The 14,700-nt window shown below is 68.8% G+C and carries 18 protein-coding genes; 10 read left to right on the forward strand and 8 right to left on the reverse strand.

Annotated elements, in window-relative coordinates:
* Positions 1–11: 11 nt before the first annotated feature.
* Positions 12–569 carry a hypothetical protein gene (locus VGN45_RS11415; protein WP_327462517.1) on the forward strand — a complete coding sequence of 186 codons (558 nt, stop codon included), beginning with the start codon at positions 12–14 and terminating at the stop codon, positions 567–569.
* Here VGN45_RS11415 and VGN45_RS11420 read toward each other — a convergent pair.
* A complete protein-coding gene (locus tag VGN45_RS11420; RefSeq protein WP_327462519.1) occupies positions 566–889 on the reverse strand; it encodes an Mpo1-like protein in 324 nt (107 codons plus the stop codon). The genes VGN45_RS11415 and VGN45_RS11420 overlap by 4 nt on opposite strands.
* Positions 890–1,031: 142 nt before the next feature.
* Here VGN45_RS11420 and VGN45_RS11425 point away from each other — a divergent pair, with 142 nt between their 5' ends.
* From VGN45_RS11425 to VGN45_RS11435, 3 genes are all read left to right on the forward strand, one after another.
* On the forward strand, positions 1,032–1,523 hold the full coding sequence (locus tag VGN45_RS11425) for a VOC family protein (protein WP_327462521.1): 492 nt from the start codon (positions 1,032–1,034) through the stop codon (positions 1,521–1,523).
* Between the two features lie 100 nt (positions 1,524–1,623).
* The gene (locus VGN45_RS11430; protein ID WP_327462523.1) at positions 1,624–1,977 is read left to right on the forward strand and encodes a DUF1428 domain-containing protein; all 354 of its coding nucleotides are present in this window, start codon (positions 1,624–1,626) and stop codon (positions 1,975–1,977) included.
* 1 nt (position 1,978) lies between these two features.
* Complete coding sequence (locus VGN45_RS11435; RefSeq protein WP_327462525.1) at positions 1,979–2,326, forward strand: DUF1428 domain-containing protein; 348 nt, start codon at positions 1,979–1,981, stop codon at positions 2,324–2,326.
* 61 nt (positions 2,327–2,387) lie between these two features.
* Here the strand turns inward: VGN45_RS11435 and VGN45_RS11440 are convergent, their stop codons facing one another.
* Positions 2,388–2,915, reverse strand: a complete 528-nt coding sequence (locus VGN45_RS11440; RefSeq protein ID WP_327462527.1) for a hypothetical protein — start codon at positions 2,913–2,915, stop codon at positions 2,388–2,390.
* 113 nt (positions 2,916–3,028) lie between these two features.
* Between VGN45_RS11440 and VGN45_RS11445 the strand changes: the two genes are divergently transcribed.
* The 3 genes from VGN45_RS11445 to VGN45_RS11455 all read left to right on the forward strand — a co-directional run bounded on the left by VGN45_RS11445 (position 3,029) and on the right by VGN45_RS11455 (position 6,529).
* The gene (locus VGN45_RS11445) at positions 3,029–6,019 is read left to right on the forward strand and encodes a DNA methyltransferase (RefSeq protein WP_327462529.1); all 2,991 of its coding nucleotides are present in this window, start codon (positions 3,029–3,031) and stop codon (positions 6,017–6,019) included.
* 69 nt (positions 6,020–6,088) lie between these two features.
* Positions 6,089–6,274, forward strand: a complete 186-nt coding sequence (locus VGN45_RS11450; protein ID WP_327462531.1) for a hypothetical protein — start codon at positions 6,089–6,091, stop codon at positions 6,272–6,274.
* Between the two features lie 66 nt (positions 6,275–6,340).
* Complete coding sequence (locus VGN45_RS11455; RefSeq protein ID WP_327462533.1) at positions 6,341–6,529, forward strand: hypothetical protein; 189 nt, start codon at positions 6,341–6,343, stop codon at positions 6,527–6,529.
* A 25-nt stretch (positions 6,530–6,554) separates the two neighbouring features.
* Here VGN45_RS11455 and VGN45_RS11460 read toward each other — a convergent pair whose 3' ends face one another.
* From VGN45_RS11460 to dnaG, 5 genes are all read right to left on the reverse strand, one after another.
* Positions 6,555–7,223 (reverse strand): hypothetical protein, encoded by a 669-nt coding sequence (locus tag VGN45_RS11460; protein WP_327462535.1) that lies wholly within the window; start codon positions 7,221–7,223, stop codon positions 6,555–6,557.
* A 179-nt stretch (positions 7,224–7,402) separates the two neighbouring features.
* On the reverse strand, positions 7,403–9,373 hold the full coding sequence (gene rpoD / locus VGN45_RS11465; protein WP_327462537.1) for an RNA polymerase sigma factor RpoD: 1,971 nt from the start codon (positions 9,371–9,373) through the stop codon (positions 7,403–7,405).
* A 292-nt stretch (positions 9,374–9,665) separates the two neighbouring features.
* The gene (locus VGN45_RS11470) at positions 9,666–10,085 is read right to left on the reverse strand and encodes a type II toxin-antitoxin system VapC family toxin (RefSeq protein ID WP_327462539.1); all 420 of its coding nucleotides are present in this window, start codon (positions 10,083–10,085) and stop codon (positions 9,666–9,668) included.
* Positions 10,082–10,324 (reverse strand): hypothetical protein, encoded by a 243-nt coding sequence (locus VGN45_RS11475; protein WP_327462541.1) that lies wholly within the window; start codon positions 10,322–10,324, stop codon positions 10,082–10,084. The genes VGN45_RS11470 and VGN45_RS11475 overlap by 4 nt, the downstream gene beginning before the upstream one ends.
* Before the next feature lie 41 nt (positions 10,325–10,365).
* Positions 10,366–12,252, reverse strand: a complete 1,887-nt coding sequence (gene dnaG / locus VGN45_RS11480; RefSeq protein WP_327462543.1) for a DNA primase — start codon at positions 12,250–12,252, stop codon at positions 10,366–10,368.
* A gap of 229 nt (positions 12,253–12,481) precedes the next feature.
* Between dnaG and VGN45_RS11485 the strand changes: the two genes are divergently transcribed.
* On the forward strand, positions 12,482–12,745 hold the full coding sequence (locus VGN45_RS11485; RefSeq protein WP_327462545.1) for a hypothetical protein: 264 nt from the start codon (positions 12,482–12,484) through the stop codon (positions 12,743–12,745).
* A 65-nt stretch (positions 12,746–12,810) separates the two neighbouring features.
* Positions 12,811–13,269, forward strand: coding sequence for a nuclear transport factor 2 family protein (locus VGN45_RS11490; RefSeq protein WP_327462547.1), 459 nt, complete (start codon positions 12,811–12,813; stop codon positions 13,267–13,269).
* 12 nt (positions 13,270–13,281) lie between these two features.
* Here the strand turns inward: VGN45_RS11490 and VGN45_RS11495 are convergent, their stop codons facing one another.
* Positions 13,282–13,695 (reverse strand): DUF4267 domain-containing protein, encoded by a 414-nt coding sequence (locus VGN45_RS11495; RefSeq protein WP_327462550.1) that lies wholly within the window; start codon positions 13,693–13,695, stop codon positions 13,282–13,284.
* A gap of 113 nt (positions 13,696–13,808) precedes the next feature.
* Between VGN45_RS11495 and VGN45_RS11500 the strand changes: the two genes are divergently transcribed.
* On the forward strand, positions 13,809–14,690 hold the full coding sequence (locus tag VGN45_RS11500; RefSeq protein ID WP_327462552.1) for a LysR substrate-binding domain-containing protein: 882 nt from the start codon (positions 13,809–13,811) through the stop codon (positions 14,688–14,690).
* The last annotated feature ends 10 nt before the right edge of the window (positions 14,691–14,700 follow it).

A 14,700-nucleotide genomic window follows, 5' to 3' on the forward strand; every position in this document is an offset into this window, starting at 1 on the left:
AGGAGCCGTACATGAGACCGATCCTGCCGACCCTCGCGGTCGCCCTGTCGCTGTGCGCCGGCGCCGCCGCCGCGCAGACGGCGCCGACCGCCACCGACCTTCGCCTCGGCCTGACCGGAGAATGGTCGGGCGTTCTGGAATATCGCGATTATCAGTCCGACGGTCTGGTCGAACTGCCGATGCGGGCCACGATCCGCACCCCGGGCGACGGGGCAACCCTGGTGCAGCAGAGCCTGTTCGACGACGGGCCGGGGCGGCCCGTGTGGATCACCACCGTCAGCCTGGACGACCCGGCCGCTGCCCTGTCCACCTCGGCCAGCTATCGCGCCGGCGGCACGCCGGAGCTGGCGACCGAGACCCTGGCGGTGGTCGAGGCGACGGGCCCGACCGACTGGACCCTGATCTACAGCCGCACCGGCGAGGACGACGACCAGCCGGCGGAGATGAGGGTCACGCAACGGCGGGTCGGCGACGAGCTGACCTCGACCAAGGAGGTTCGGCCGGTGGGGGCGGGCGACGACGCCTGGCGGTTCCGCAACCGCACCCGACTGACGCGCGTCGGAGACTAGAACCGCCGCTTGCCGGAGACCGTCTCGAAGAACATCCGCCAGTCTCCCATCAGGCTCCACAGCGGGTATTTGAACGTGGCCGGGCGGTTCTTCTCGAAGAAGAAGTGGCCGACCCAGGCGAAGCCGTAGCCGATCACCGGCATGGCCAGCAGCCACCACGCATTGCGCGTCACGATCGCCGCCGCCAGCGCCAGCAGCACCAGCCCCGACCCCACCACATGGATCCGCCGGCACGTCCGGTTCGAGTGCTCGTGGATGTAGAAGGGATAGAATTCTTCGAACGTGGCGAAACGCTCGCCGGATGCGGGTCGGGGGCTCATGGCCCGACGATGACTCCGGCATGAGGCGCCCGCAAGCCCGCCCAGGCGAAGTCGCCGACCTTTATTTAACCGGACGGTTGACTACAGACCCTTCGCGGAGCATGTTTGCGGTCACACGCCCCCGACGGAAAGGAGACCCAAGATGGCCGACAAGATCACCCCCTGCATCTGGTACGACCGCGGCCAGGCGAGGAGTGCGGCGGAATTCTACGTCTCTCTGGGCCTGCCCGACAGCCGCGTCGATCACGTCGCGGCCAGCCCCGCCGACAACCCGTCGGCCCCCGAGGGCGAGGAGCTGGTGGTCGAGTTCACCCTGGCCGGGCGGTCGTTCATGGGCCTGAACGGCGGGCCGAACTTTCCCCAGACCCCGGCGGTGTCGTTCCAGATCGTCACCGAGGACCAGGCCGAGACCGACCGCCTGTGGAACGCCGTCGTCGGGAACGGCGGCCAGGAGAGCATGTGCGGCTGGTGCCAGGACCGCTGGGGCGTCAGCTGGCAGATCACGCCGCGCGCCCTGATGGATCTGCACAAGGATCCGAACCCCGCACGCGTCCGCGCCGGCTTTCAGGCCATGATGTCGATGAGGAAGATCGACGTCGCGGCGATCCGTGCCGCCGCCGACGCCGCCGGCTAGTCTGCGACTGGGGATCGGGGCTGGGGCAGCTTGGGCGCCCGCCCCGCCCCCGTGTCGACGCGATCCAGTCCCAGTTCCTTTCAAAACGAGGAGACCCCCGATGACCTACTATTCCGGCTTCCTGACCCCCGTGAAGTCCGCGGACAAGGACCGCTACCTCGCCTCGGCCCAGAAATCCTGGCCCGTCTTCCAGAAGTACGGGGCCCTGCAACAGGTCGAGACCTGGGGCGACGACATTCCCCCCGGCAAGGTCACGGGCTTCGATCTGGCGGTGAAGCTGGAAGCGGACGAGACCGTGGTCTTTTCGTGGATCAAGTGGCCGGACAAGGCCACCGCAGACGCCTGCTTCGCCACCATGGAGACCGATCCGGCCTGGCAGGAGATGGACATGCCCTTCGACGGCAAGCGCATGATGTGGGGCGGTTTCGCCGCGATCTTCGAACGGGGCGCCTGAGATGCCGTTCTACGACGTCACCGTCCTGCCCGTGCCGACCGACCGAAAGGCGGCGCACGTCGACCACTCCACCCGCGTGGCCGCCCTGTTCCGGGAGCACGGCGCCGCCGCCGTGACCGACGCCTGGGGGGCCGAGGTGCCCGACGGCAAACTGACCGACTTCAAGAAGGCCGTGGCGTTGCAGGACGGCGAGACGGTCGCGGTCGGCTGGATCACCTGGCCCGACAAGGCGACCCGCGACGCGGGCTGGGAGGCGCTGATGCGGGATCCGCGCATGGCCGACATGGCGCCGGCCTTCGACGGCAAGCGCATGATCTACGCGGGCTTCGAAGGCATCGCCGGGGGGTGAGCCCCCACCCTCAAGCAGCGAGGCCCCGCGGGCCGAGCGGCAGGGCAAAAAGGAATGCCCGTCAGGCAGGGCTCGGCTCCTGCCCCAGCAGGCGCTTGATCACCGGCCAGGCGTTCACCCAGGCGGAGATGAAGCCGACGACGCTGGCGATCCACTGGAACGCGCTCCACAGCGCGTCCAGGAAGCCGCCGTATCCCACGAGCTGCGACCCGGCCCACAGCACGTCCGACACCCCCAGGCGGAAGGCGACGTAGGCCTGGGAATATTCGATCGGCCGGTCGGCGAAGAAGGCGATCGCCACCGCCGCCGCCACCGGGGCCCACAACAGCGGCAGAAGCAGCAGCAGCGCCCCGACCAGCACCAGGATCTTGGTCAGCGGCGTCTCGTTCGAGAAGAAGCTGATCACCACGCCGGCGCCCAGCCCCAGTCCCGCCGCCAGCAGCAGACCGGGCAGCACCATGTCCGCCGCCTCCATCAGATCGACCTGCGTCGTCAGCGCCAGGATGATCACCAGCGCCAGCAGAAACGCCCCGACCCACAGCCCGGCATACTGCCCGGCCCTCCGCTTCAGATGCCCGATCCCGACCATGCCGCCGCTCCTGGAAAGACCGGCGTTCACCATGATCGCGCCGCGCCGCGATGTCGAGGCAGGGGCCCTTGCCACCCCCGCGCGAACGGGGCCAAGTGGGAGGGGGAGGGCCCATGCGTCTCAGCTGGCAGGAAGTTCGATTGCGCGCCGCCGCGTTCGCGGAGCGGTGGGCCGACGACACCTATGAGCAGGGCGAGGCCCAGACCTTCTACAACGAACTGTTCGAGGTCTTCGGCAACAAGCGCAGGGGTCGGGCCGCCTTCGAACGCAGGGTCAAGCTGGCCGACGCCCGCAACGGCCGCATCGACCTGTTCTGGCCCGGAATCCTATTGGCCGAGCACAAGTCGGCCGGGGCCGACATGATCAAGGCGTGGAACCAGGCGGTCGACTATCTGCCCGGTCTCAAGAGCGACGAGATTCCCCGCCACATCCTCGTCTGCGACTTCCAGACCTTCGCCCTGACCGATCTGGAGTCGAACGACCCGGAGCCACTCCGCTTCAATCTCGCCGACCTGCCCAAACACGTCGAAGCCTTCGGCTTCATCATGGGGGTGGAAAAGCGCACCTTCCGCGATCAGGACCCGGCCAACATCCTGGCCTCGGAATTGATGGCCAAGGTCCACGACGGCCTGCTGGAGGGCGGCTACGAAGGTTCCGACCTCGAACGGTATCTGGTCCGCCTGCTCTTCTGCATGTTCGCCGACGACACAGGCATCTTCGACCGGGGCGCCTTCCAGCTGCTGATCGAGGGCCGCACGCGAGAGGACGGCTCGGACCTCGGCCTGTGGCTGAACCGCCTGTGGGAGGTGCTCGACACGCCCGAGGATCAGCGCCCCCGGTCGCTGGACGAGGAGCTGAACGGCTTCCCGTACATCAACGGCGAACTGTTCCAGAAGCGCCTGCCGACCGCCGATTTCACGGGCAAGGGGCGCGAGACGCTGCTGGAGGCCTGCGGCTTCGCCTGGGAAAAGATCAGTCCGGCCATCTTCGGCTCCCTGTTCCAGGGGGTCATGGACACCAAGGCGCGCCGCAAGAAGGGCGCCCATTACACCTCCGAAACCAACATCCTGAAGGTGGTCGAGCCTCTCTTCCTCGACGACCTGCGCGCCGAGTTCGAGCGGGCGAAGAAACTGCCCGTCACCCGCCGTCGCGCCGCGCTCGACGCGCTTCAGGCGCGCATGGCGACCCTGACCTTCCTCGACCCGGCCTGCGGCTGCGGCAATTTTCTGGTCGTCACCTATCGCGAGCTGCGGCGGCTGGAGACCGAAATCCTGATCGCCCGCTTCAAAGCCGAGGAGCTCAGCGCGGGCGAGGCGCGCGGGTTCGACGTCGGGGCCCTGTCCAAACTCAACGTCGACCGCTTCTATGGCATCGAGCTTGAAGAGTTCCCCGCCCGCATCGCCGAGGTGGCGCTGTGGATGACCGACCACATCGAGAACAACCGCCTGTCGGTGGAGTTCGGCGAACCCTACGCCCGCATCCCGCTGAAGACCGCGCCCCACATCGTCCACGGTGACGCCTTGGAGATCGACTGGACCACCGTGCTGCGACCCGAGGCCTGCAGCTATGTCCTCGGCAACCCGCCCTTCATTGGGGCCAAGTATCAGTCCGATGCCCAGCGCGCCCAGGTCCGCCGCATCGCGGGCCTCGGCGGGTCCGGCGGCACCCTCGACTACGTCGCCGCCTGGTTCATCAAGGCGGGGGAGTACGCGGCCCTGGCAGCCCGCGCCCATTTGGCCCCGCCGCCGGACATGGGCGACGACGAGGCCCGTCGCTGGAACGCCGCCCAGACCGGCAGCCTGCTGGGCGACGAACTCGACCTCGTCTCGTCCCCGTCGCGCAGCGATGGGGACGGGGACCGCGAAGCGGTGGAGGGGCCGCCGGCCGTGCCGGCGGACAGCCCCGCCCCCCGCATCGCCTTCGTCTCGACCAACTCCATCACCCAGGGCGAACAGGTGGCTCAGCTGTGGCCCATCCTGTTCCGCCGCTGCCGGCTGGAGATCGCCTTCGCCCACCGCACCTTCGCCTGGGAGTCCGAGGCGCGCGGCGCCGCCCACGTCCACGTCGTCATCATCGGCTTGGCCCGCCGCGGACAGGAGCCGGAGACGAGGCGGCTCTTCAGCTACGACCACATCAACGGCGACCCGACGGAGAGCGGGCACAAAGCGCTGACGGCATATCTGTTCGAGCCTGAACGACCGCAGCTAAGGCACGACATCGTTGTGGGCCGAGCCCGTCCGATTTCGCCCGGCGTGGCACAGATGGACAATGGCAACGTTGCAGCGGATGGCGGGAACCTAGTCTTCGACGAGGCCCGGAACGAAGCCATTCTTCGGCAGGAACCGAATCTTGCCGGACTGATCCGACCCTTCATCGGGGCTGAGGACCTGCTGCATGGCACTACGCGCTACTGTCTGTGGCTGGTCGACGTGCCGCACAAAACGCTCGTCGAGAGCAAGGTGCTGCGCGAGGTCATCGTGGCTGTGAGGGAGATGCGGCTCGCCAGCAAGAAGGTCGCTACGCAGGAGCGAGCCGATACGGCCGCCCTCTTCACCGAGCGTCGTCAACCAGAGTCAGGCCGCTATCTCGCCCTGCCGCGCACAAGCTCGGAGCGCAGGCACTATCTTCCGCTCGGTTTCTTGGACCATACCGTCATCGCTGCGAACGACCTCCAGATCGTACCGGGCGCGAGCCTCCTTGAGTTCGGCGTTCTACACTCTGCCATGCACAACGCTTGGGCACGCATCACGGCGGGGCGGCTTAAGAGCGACATCCGTTACTCGACTAAATTCACCTACAATACATTCCCCTGGCCCCGCGCCGAGGGCGCCAAGCGCGCCGCCGTGGAACGGCTGGCCCAGGTCGTCCTGGACGCGCGCGCCGCGCATGAGGGCGCGACGCTGGCCGACCTCTACGATCCCGACCTGATGCCGCCGGACCTGCGAAAGGCCCACCGCGCGCTGGACGAGGCGGTCGACAGCCTCTACCGGCCCCAGCCCTTCGCGTCGGACCGCGACCGCGCCGAACACCTGTTCGGCCTCTACGAAAAGATGACCGCCGGCCTCTTCGCCCAGCCTACGAAGCGGCGCCGCAAGGGCGGTTGAGGCCCGCAGACTCGCTCCGGTTGCGAATCAGGAGTATGTTCCCTTTGCGTTCTCATTCGGAGCAAGGCGATGGCCAAGAACACCGGTAACGACTTCCGCCGCGGCGCGGTCACCGCCCGCACCCAGTTCCAGCACCCCAACGGCGACTGGCAGAAGCGCGACGAGCGCTCGGGCCAGTTCATGGAGCGCAAGAGCTCGGAAGGACCGTTCAAGGGCGTGGCCAAGGAACCTGATGGCCGCGATGGCAAGGACTGAGGTCCAACCCGACCTCTTCGGGCCCCCGCCGCCCCGCCCGCGTACGTCGTCCCCTACCCCATCGCGGTGAACACCCTCACCCGCACCCTGGAGATGCTCCGGGCCGCCGAGCGATGGCCGTGGGACCCGGACATGAGGACCGCGCGCATGGAGCGCAACGTGCCCAAGATGCTGGCCGTCCTCCCGCCGCAGGAGGCCGACGACTGGCGCGCCCGCATCGACGCCGAGGCCGCGCGGCTGGACGCCGCCGCCTGAGCCCTCATCGGCCTCACTTCCCCTCTCAGCTCGTCCTCCACATCTGCATCAGCACGGGCCGCGCATAGTCCCAGTTCCAGTCGGCGTCGGAGCCCGGCGGGCGCAGCCTGCCCTCGGCGTCGTAGCCGCGCGGGTGGGACGACCATTTGCGCGCCTCGGCCAGGTCGACGGCCGCGACCTCCGGGCCCAGCACCTGCGCCCGCCAGTGCTGGGCGAACAGGTTGTGGGCCACGCCGGGCCATTCGCCGGCGATCATCCTGCGCGCCAGCAGATCGGCCTCCTGCTGGATGAGGTGGCGCAGCTCCTCCCACCATTCGCGCGTGGCGGCCTCGCGCGCGGCGGCGCGGTCGACGGCCTCCTGTTCCGACGGGGCCGGGTCGGGTGGCGGGGGCGCGTCGCCCGCCAGACGGCCCAGCGCCTCCGCCGCCTTGATCAGGGCGGACGCCTCGACCGCGTGACCCGCGGCCAACAGGGCGGCGGCGCGACGGATCGCGTCGTCGCGCGCCGCGGCGGGGTGGACCGGGTCCGGCGCAGGGGGTGCGGGATCGGGCGCCAGGGCGGCGTCGTGGGCGGCGGCCTGGCTGCGGCGGTCCCAGCCCTCGGCCCGCGCCTTCTTCCTCAGGTTCGACAGGCCGACGTCGAACCGCCGCGCCACGGCGGGCCCGGTCTCGCCCTGCTCATAGGCGGTCCGCACCCGAGCCCAAACCTCCGGCCCCCGATATTTGCGTAAGCGCACGTGTTCCATGCGCCCATACTGACGCCGCCCTGCGTCAGTTCCGGACGCAGGGGTGGCCCGCGTGGTCGAAGTGGTCGTGCGGCAGGGGTCGAATTCTTCCCGACGCCGCGCGGCAGGAAGGACGGCCGCGCGCGCCCCTAGCTGTCCAGGAAGCTGCGCAGCTTGCGCGACCGGCTGGGGTGTTTCAGCTTCCTCAGCGCCTTGGCCTCGATCTGGCGGATGCGTTCGCGGGTGACGCTGAACTGCTGGCCGACCTCTTCCAGCGTGTGGTCGGTGTTCATGCCGATGCCGAAGCGCATGCGCAGCACCCGCTCCTCGCGCGGCGTCAGGCTGGCCAGCACCCGCGTGGTGGTCTCGCGCAGGTTGGACTGGATGGCCGCGTCGATGGGCAGGACCGCATTCTTGTCCTCGATGAAGTCGCCAAGGTGAGAATCCTCCTCGTCGCCGATGGGCGTTTCGAGACTGATCGGTTCCTTGGCGATCTTCAGGACCTTGCGGACCTTCTCCAGCGGCATGGCCAGCTTCTCGGCCAGTTCTTCCGGCGTCGGCTCGCGGCCGATCTCGTGCAGCATCTGGCGCGACGTGCGCACGATCTTGTTGATCGTCTCGATCATGTGGACCGGGATGCGGATGGTCCGCGCCTGGTCGGCGATCGAGCGGGTGATCGCCTGACGGATCCACCAGGTGGCGTAGGTCGAGAACTTGTAGCCGCGGCGGTACTCGAACTTGTCGACCGCCTTCATCAGCCCGATGTTGCCCTCCTGGATCAGATCCAGGAACTGCAGGCCGCGGTTGGTGTACTTCTTGGCGATGGAGATCACGAGGCGCAGGTTGGCCTCGACCATCTCCTTCTTGGCCTGACGGGCCTCGCGCTCGCCCTTCTGCACCTTCTGGACGATGCGGCGATAGTCGTCGATCGGCAGGCCGGCCTCGGTGGCGACGGCCGCCACGTCGCCGCGGATCTGGGCGATCTGGGCGGCCTCGTTCTCGCTGAACTTGGTCCAGCGCACGCCCATCTCCTTGACCCGGTCGGTCCAGGTCGGGTCCAGCTCGGCGCCGAAATAGGACTTCAGGAACTCGGGCCGCGAGATGCCGTAGCTGTCGGCCAGGCGCAGCAGGCGGCCCTCCAGCCCCATCAGCTTCTTGTTGATGGCGTACAGTTGCTCGACCAGCGCCTCGATGCGGGCGTTGTTCAGCTTCAGCGTCTTCAGCCGGCCCGAGATGGCGGCCGTCAGGGCGTCATAGGTCTTCTGGTCCTTGGGCGACAGGGCCTCGCCCTTCAGCCGCGCCTCCACCAGCTTGTCCTGCAGCTTGCGGAAGCCGCCGAAGTCGGCCGCCACGGCGTCCAGGATCTCCATGATCCCGTCGCGCAGCTCGGCCTCCAGCGCCGAGATCGACATGCCGCCGCCGTCGTCGAAGTCCTCGTCCTCGTCGTCCTCGCCGGCCGGATTTTCGCCCGAGGTTTCCGTGCCTTCGCTCTCCTCGCGCGGGGGGGCGGGCTGGCCGGGGATGGGCGGCTGGGGCTGGTTCTGGGGCAGGCTGGCGGGGTTCAGAACGCCGTAGGTGGCGTCCAGGTCGATGACCTCGCGCAGCAGGATGCGGTTCGCCGCCAGTTCGTCGCGCCACACCATGATGGCCTCGAACGTCAGGGCGCTCTCGCACAGACCCGAGATCATGGCGTCGCGGCCGGCCTCGATGCGCTTGGCGATGGCGATCTCGCCCTCGCGGCTCAACAGTTCGACCGAGCCCATCTCGCGCAGATACATGCGCACGGGGTCGTCGGTGCGGTCATAGGCCGACTTGGCCGGCGTTTCGGCGACCGCGGTCTCCGCCCGCTCGGCGATCTCGCCGCCCTCGCCGTCCTTCGGCTCCGCGTCCTCCTCCGCCTCGACGACGTTGACGCCCATCTCGGACAGCATCGCCAGGGTGTCCTCGATCTGGTCGGGGGTCACCTCTTCGGACGGCAGGACCTTGTTCAGCTCCTCCATCGTCACATAGCCGCGGGCCTTGGCCTGCTTGATGAACTTTTTGACGCCGGCGTCCGTCAGGTCGAGCAGCGGACCGTCGGTCGCGGCTTCGGTTTCCTGGGTCTCGGTCTGGGCGCTCATTCAGTCGGATCTCCGGCGGCCGAGGCGGGGCCTGCGGCAAAAGTGCAACGCGCGACGAAAAGGATCGTGTCCCCTCGCGCCGCGCTCAAATTTTTCGTCATCGGCCGGTCGGCGGGCAGCGCCCGACGGAGGCGCGGCGAGAGCCGTTCCTGGCGACCGTTCGGACCGCGGCCTGGGGCGGGGGGCGACGGTTCGGCCCGGAAGCGCGGGCGGCCAGTGCCCCCGCCTTCTCGACCTCGCGCGCGCAGGCGGTCTGATCCGTGGCCGCAGATGGCGAGCGAACCCGTCCGTGTCAAGACGGGACGGGCGGGTCGCGCAGCCAGTTCTCGACGGCCAGGCCGGGCACGCGGCGGAACTCCGCCTCGTTGTCCGTCACGAGGATGCAGTTGAGAGCCAACGCGTGGGCGGCGATCAGCATGTCGTTCTGGCTTATCGGAGTTCCGGCCCGCTCCAGATGGGCACGGAGCTCGCCGTAAGCGCGATCTGCCGGCACGTCCCAAGCGCGCACGGGCAGGCGCGCCAAAATGGTGTCGGTCTGAGCCCGCAATCGAGCGGAGTTCTTCCGGGCTGCGCCGTATCTTAGTTCTGCCGCGACGAGGACGCTGGTGCACAGATCAGCCTGCTCCACCATGAGCATGCGCTGTTCCACCGGCCCGAGTGGATTTCGGACGACCTCGGAAAGAACATTGGTGTCAAGAAGGTAGACCGTCAAAGGTTGAACGGCCGGGCGGGGAAATCCTCTATCTCCCCGATCTCTTCGTCGATCGGTTCAAGAGTCCGCAGGAACGCTGCAAACTCTGCGCCCGAGATCGTTTTGGGCGCCGTCTCGATCACGAGACGCCCGGCCTCCTCCCGCACCACGGCGTGGGGCGGCACGACGACGTCGCGCGGCAAGTGGACGACCTGATGGTCGCCCTCGATGGTGACGCGGATGGGATGGGAACCGTCCATCGGTCCACTTTAGTGCAAGTCGGCCGGCAACTGAACCGTCGTCAGTGCACGGTCACCGTCGCTTCCCACAGGGCGCCGCTGGCGAGCAGGCGCGCCTGGGCGTCGCGCTGCGCCTTAAGTTCGACGAAGGCAGCGAAGTCGCTCGGCGTCGAGAAGCGGTCTTCCTTGGCCTCATCAATCGCACGCTTGAGTGCCGCCTCCTGAATCAGCCCCTCAAGCACCCGCGTCAAAAGCTGGCGAGCCGCGTCGTGGCCGAGCGATGCCTCCAAAAACGGGGCATGCGAGATCGATGCAGTTCGGTCCACGGCCTTCAACGCCTCGCCGTGCCCCAGTGCCACAAGCCTCGCGCGAAGCAGACCATCGCCGAAGTCCTGCAGGTCCCATACTAAGCGAACCAAGTCTGCAAGAAGCCGATCAAGGCTCTTGTCACCTAGGCCTTGGCTCGACAAAAGTTCCGCTTTCTCCTGAAGAACTGCCGGGTATTCGATTAGTCCAGCAAGAATCGCCGCAACCACTGGACGAGGTGCACGCCGAAGCTCGGCAGTAGACGTTTGATTTGCCAGACTAGCGCCCTCCAGAACCATCGCCTTGCGCGCGCGACGGTCGCGGTAGATGACCCGCCCGGCCTGCTTCCGCTCCGCCTCCGACGGGCGCGTCAGCTGATAGACGGCGCCCAGCAGGTGGTCCTTGTAGGTGCGGGCCAGGTCGGGGTCGGCGACGGTGGCGGCGGCCTTGCGCAGCCGCGCGATCAGCCGGGCCTCCTTCTCCGGTCCGTCCAGCGGCCCGACGGCCTCGCGCTCGCGCTCGAACAGCATGCGCGAGAAGGGCACGACGTGACCCAGCGCCTCGCGCAGCGCCGGGGCGCCGCGGTCGCGCAGCATGTCGTCGGGGTCCAGCCCGTCCGGCAGAGTGACGAAACGCAGGGTGCGGTCGGCCTTGATCAGCGGCAGCGCGCGTTCGACGGCGCGGAAGGCGGCGCGACGGCCGGCGCCGTCGCCGTCGAAACACAGGATCGGCTCCGGGCTGACGCGCCAAAGCAGACCCATCTGGTCTTCGGTCAGGGCCGTGCCCATCGGCGCCACGGCCGGCACGCCCGCGCGCTGGCAGGCGATGACGTCCATGTAGCCCTCGACGACGACGATCGCCTGCTCCGACTTGCTCTCGGCGCCCAGGATGCGCCGCGCCTCCGGCAGGCCGTACAGGGTCGCGCCCTTGTGGAAGAGCGGGCTCTCCGGCCCGTTCAGATATTTGGCCCGGTCGTCCGGGTTCATGGCCCGGCCGCCGAAGGAGACGACGCGGCCGCGCGAGTCGAGGATCGGGAAGATCAGCCGGTCGCGGAACCGGTCATAGGGCTGGCCGCCGCCTTCGGGCGAGATCAGCAGGCCGGCCTCCACCAGGTCGCCGGGGCGGGCGCCGCGCTGGACCAGGGCGTTCTTCAGCCCTTCGCGGTCGTTCGGCGCATAACCGAGCCCGAAGCGCTCCCACTGGTCCTCGGGCAGGCCGCGGCGCTCCAGATATTCGCGCGCCGCCTTGCCGACCGAGCGGCGCAGGTTCGCCGCAAACCACTTCTGGGCCAAATCCATCCAGTCGGACAGGCCCTGGCGCTTCTGCTCCCGCTCCTGGGCCTGGGGGTCCTCGGCCGGCAGGGCCATGCCCGCCTCGCCCGCCAGCCGCTGCACCGCCTCGACGAACGACAGGCGCTCGGTCTCCTGCAGGAAGGAGATGACGTCGCCGTGCTTGCCGGAGCTGAAGTCGTGGAAGAAGCCCTTGTCGTCGTTGACGAAGAAGCTGGGCGACTTTTCCTTGGTGAACGGCGACAGGCCGACGAACTCACGCCCCTGCCGCTTCAGCTTGACCGTCCGACCGATGACGTCGGAGGGCCGCAGCCGGGCCTTCAGTTCCTCGATGTAACGATCGTCGAAGCGCACGCGCGGAGCATAGCGCGAAGGCGACCGCGATGCGCGGCGTTAAGCCCCGGTTAACCAAAAAGGCCTGCGGACGGCGGGAACCGTCTGATTCCGGACGGATTTGCCTTCTAGATGCAGGATCGGTCCACAGGCCTTGTGGATCGATCTCCTCCCCTCCCGACGGCCGAAGCCGTCGCGCGACGGCGGCGAGGCGCAGCAGGCGCCTGGCCGCGAAAGACCGAGACGCACGATGTTCATGTCGATCCAGAGACCCGCCGTGGAGACCACCGGCCCCGACGCCGTCGCTGTCCCGTGGTCGCCCACGGTGCGCAGCCCGACGCCGCGCGCCCTGCACGCCCGCCTGCTGGACAACGCGGCGCAGCGCCGCCTGCGCGGGCTCCAGCGCCGCGCCTGCGGCCGACCCGACGACGCCGACTACTGGCTGGGCGCCGCGCCTCAGGCCGTCCGCAAGGCCTGCGACCTGCGCCGCGAAGGCCTGCCCACCCTGCCCTGAGCCGACTCCGCCACGGCGGCGCCACGATCCCGGTCAAGCTTCGCCCATCGACCGGGGAGATCGCCATGAAGTTCGTCGCCGCCCTCGCCTTCGCCGCCGTCCTGGCGACCGGAGCGCCCGCCCTGGCCCAGGATCCCTGGGTCGCCCACACCGCCGAAGTGGCCGCCGTCGACGCCGACGTGCGGGCTCCGCTGGAGGCCTATTTGCGCGGCCACGCGACGGGCAGCCAGGACCAATTCCGCGCCGCCTTCCATCCCGACGCCGAGCTGTGGGGCACGCGCGGCGGCACGCTGATCCGCATGACGGGCGAGGAGTACGTCGGCCGCGCCTCGGGCAGCCCGGCCGCAGACGAGGCCCAGCGTCGCCGCTGGATCGAGTCCATCGACGTCGCGGGCGACACGGCGGTGGCGAAGATCGTGCTGGACTATCCGACCGTCCGCTTCACCGACTGGATGACCCTGATGAGGGTCGACGGCCGCTGGCTGATCGTGAACAAGGCCTTCCTGGCCGAGCCGAAGGGCTGACGGCGTCCGACCTCATCGAGTCCGGGCCGTCCTGAGCAGGAGGGTCGCCGTCAGCAGCAGGTAGACGGCGATCGCCGCATGGCGGGCCACGGTCCCCGGGGCCGCGCCGGCCGTGGCAACCAGCAGGGCGTCTCCGACCGGCATGACCACGGCGATCAGCGCGAACCAGCCCAGCAGACGCGCCTCGGCCCGGACGACCAGAAAAAGCGCGAAGACGCCCAGGAACAGCGCCCTCAAGGCATAGACCTGGACGAAGCCCGGGTCCGTGGCCTGGGCGCCGTCCAGCCCGAAGCTGCGGGCGAAGGCGTCCGGAGCGAGGAAGGCCCGCAGGGTGTTGACGCCCATCCACGCCGCGATGACCAAGGCCAAGCCATAGCCTATCCGGACGGAAAGTCGGGTCGGCCGGCGGGTGACCGGGTCGGACATGTGGGTCTCCGTCGTTGCGGGCCGATGACGACCGTCATCCCCTCTTAGAGCTCGTCCCTGCCCGGCGAAAACTCAGTCTTTTGAAGAATGGGTGAGCTGAACTAACCTGTGGCATGGATCGCGACATGCCGCCCCTGAGGTCGCTGCAAGCCTTCGCGGCCGCCGTGCGTCACGGCAGCTTTCGGGAAGCCGCCAGGAGCCTGGGCGTCACGCCGCCGGCGATCAGTCACCACGTGCGGGCGCTTGAGGATCACGTGGGCGCGCCCTTGTTCATACGCGGCGTCAGGCGCGTGGAGCCGACGCCTCTCGGGAAGGCGCTTGGCGAGGCGGTCGTCGCATCCCTGGAGGACATGGACCGCGCTCTGGCTCGCGCCCGCTGTTCCGGCGCGGCGGCGATGCTGAGGGTGACCAGCCTGCCGATGTTCACGTCCACATGGCTGCTGCCCCGCCTGTCCGGGTTTCAGGACCGGCACCCGACCGTCCAGATCGAGATCGAGTCGAGCAGCCGCGTGGTGGATCTGGAGGTCGATCCGTTCGACGTCGCCATCAGGCACCTGGATCAGCCGACGCCGGGCGTGACGTGTTTCAAGCTGCTGGATCTGCGCGCCACGCCGCTATGCGCGCCAAAGATCGCAGCCCGCCTGGCGGCGATCGACGACCTTATGGACGAGACGCTGATTCACATGGGTTCCGGCCGCGACGGCTGGCGGCGTTGGCTGGACGCGGCCGGTCGCGACGATCTGAGTCCCCGTCAGGGCCTGACGGTCGATTCCGTCCCGGCCGGCCTGGACGCCGCCCTGCATGGTCGCGGCGTCGTTCTGGGCCTGATCCCCCTGGTGTTCGACACGCCGCAGGCGCAGGGACTGGTCGCCCCCTTTGCCCGGACCGCTCCGGAAGCGGGCGCCTATTTCGTCGCCCATAGAAAGGGCGACCGGGGGAACCCCACGATCCAGGCGTTCGTCTCATGGATGCGTCAGGAGATGCGCAGGCCGTGACCGTGGACGC

Source organism: Brevundimonas sp., assembly GCF_035999125.1.
GTDB lineage: Bacteria > Pseudomonadota > Alphaproteobacteria > Caulobacterales > Caulobacteraceae > Brevundimonas.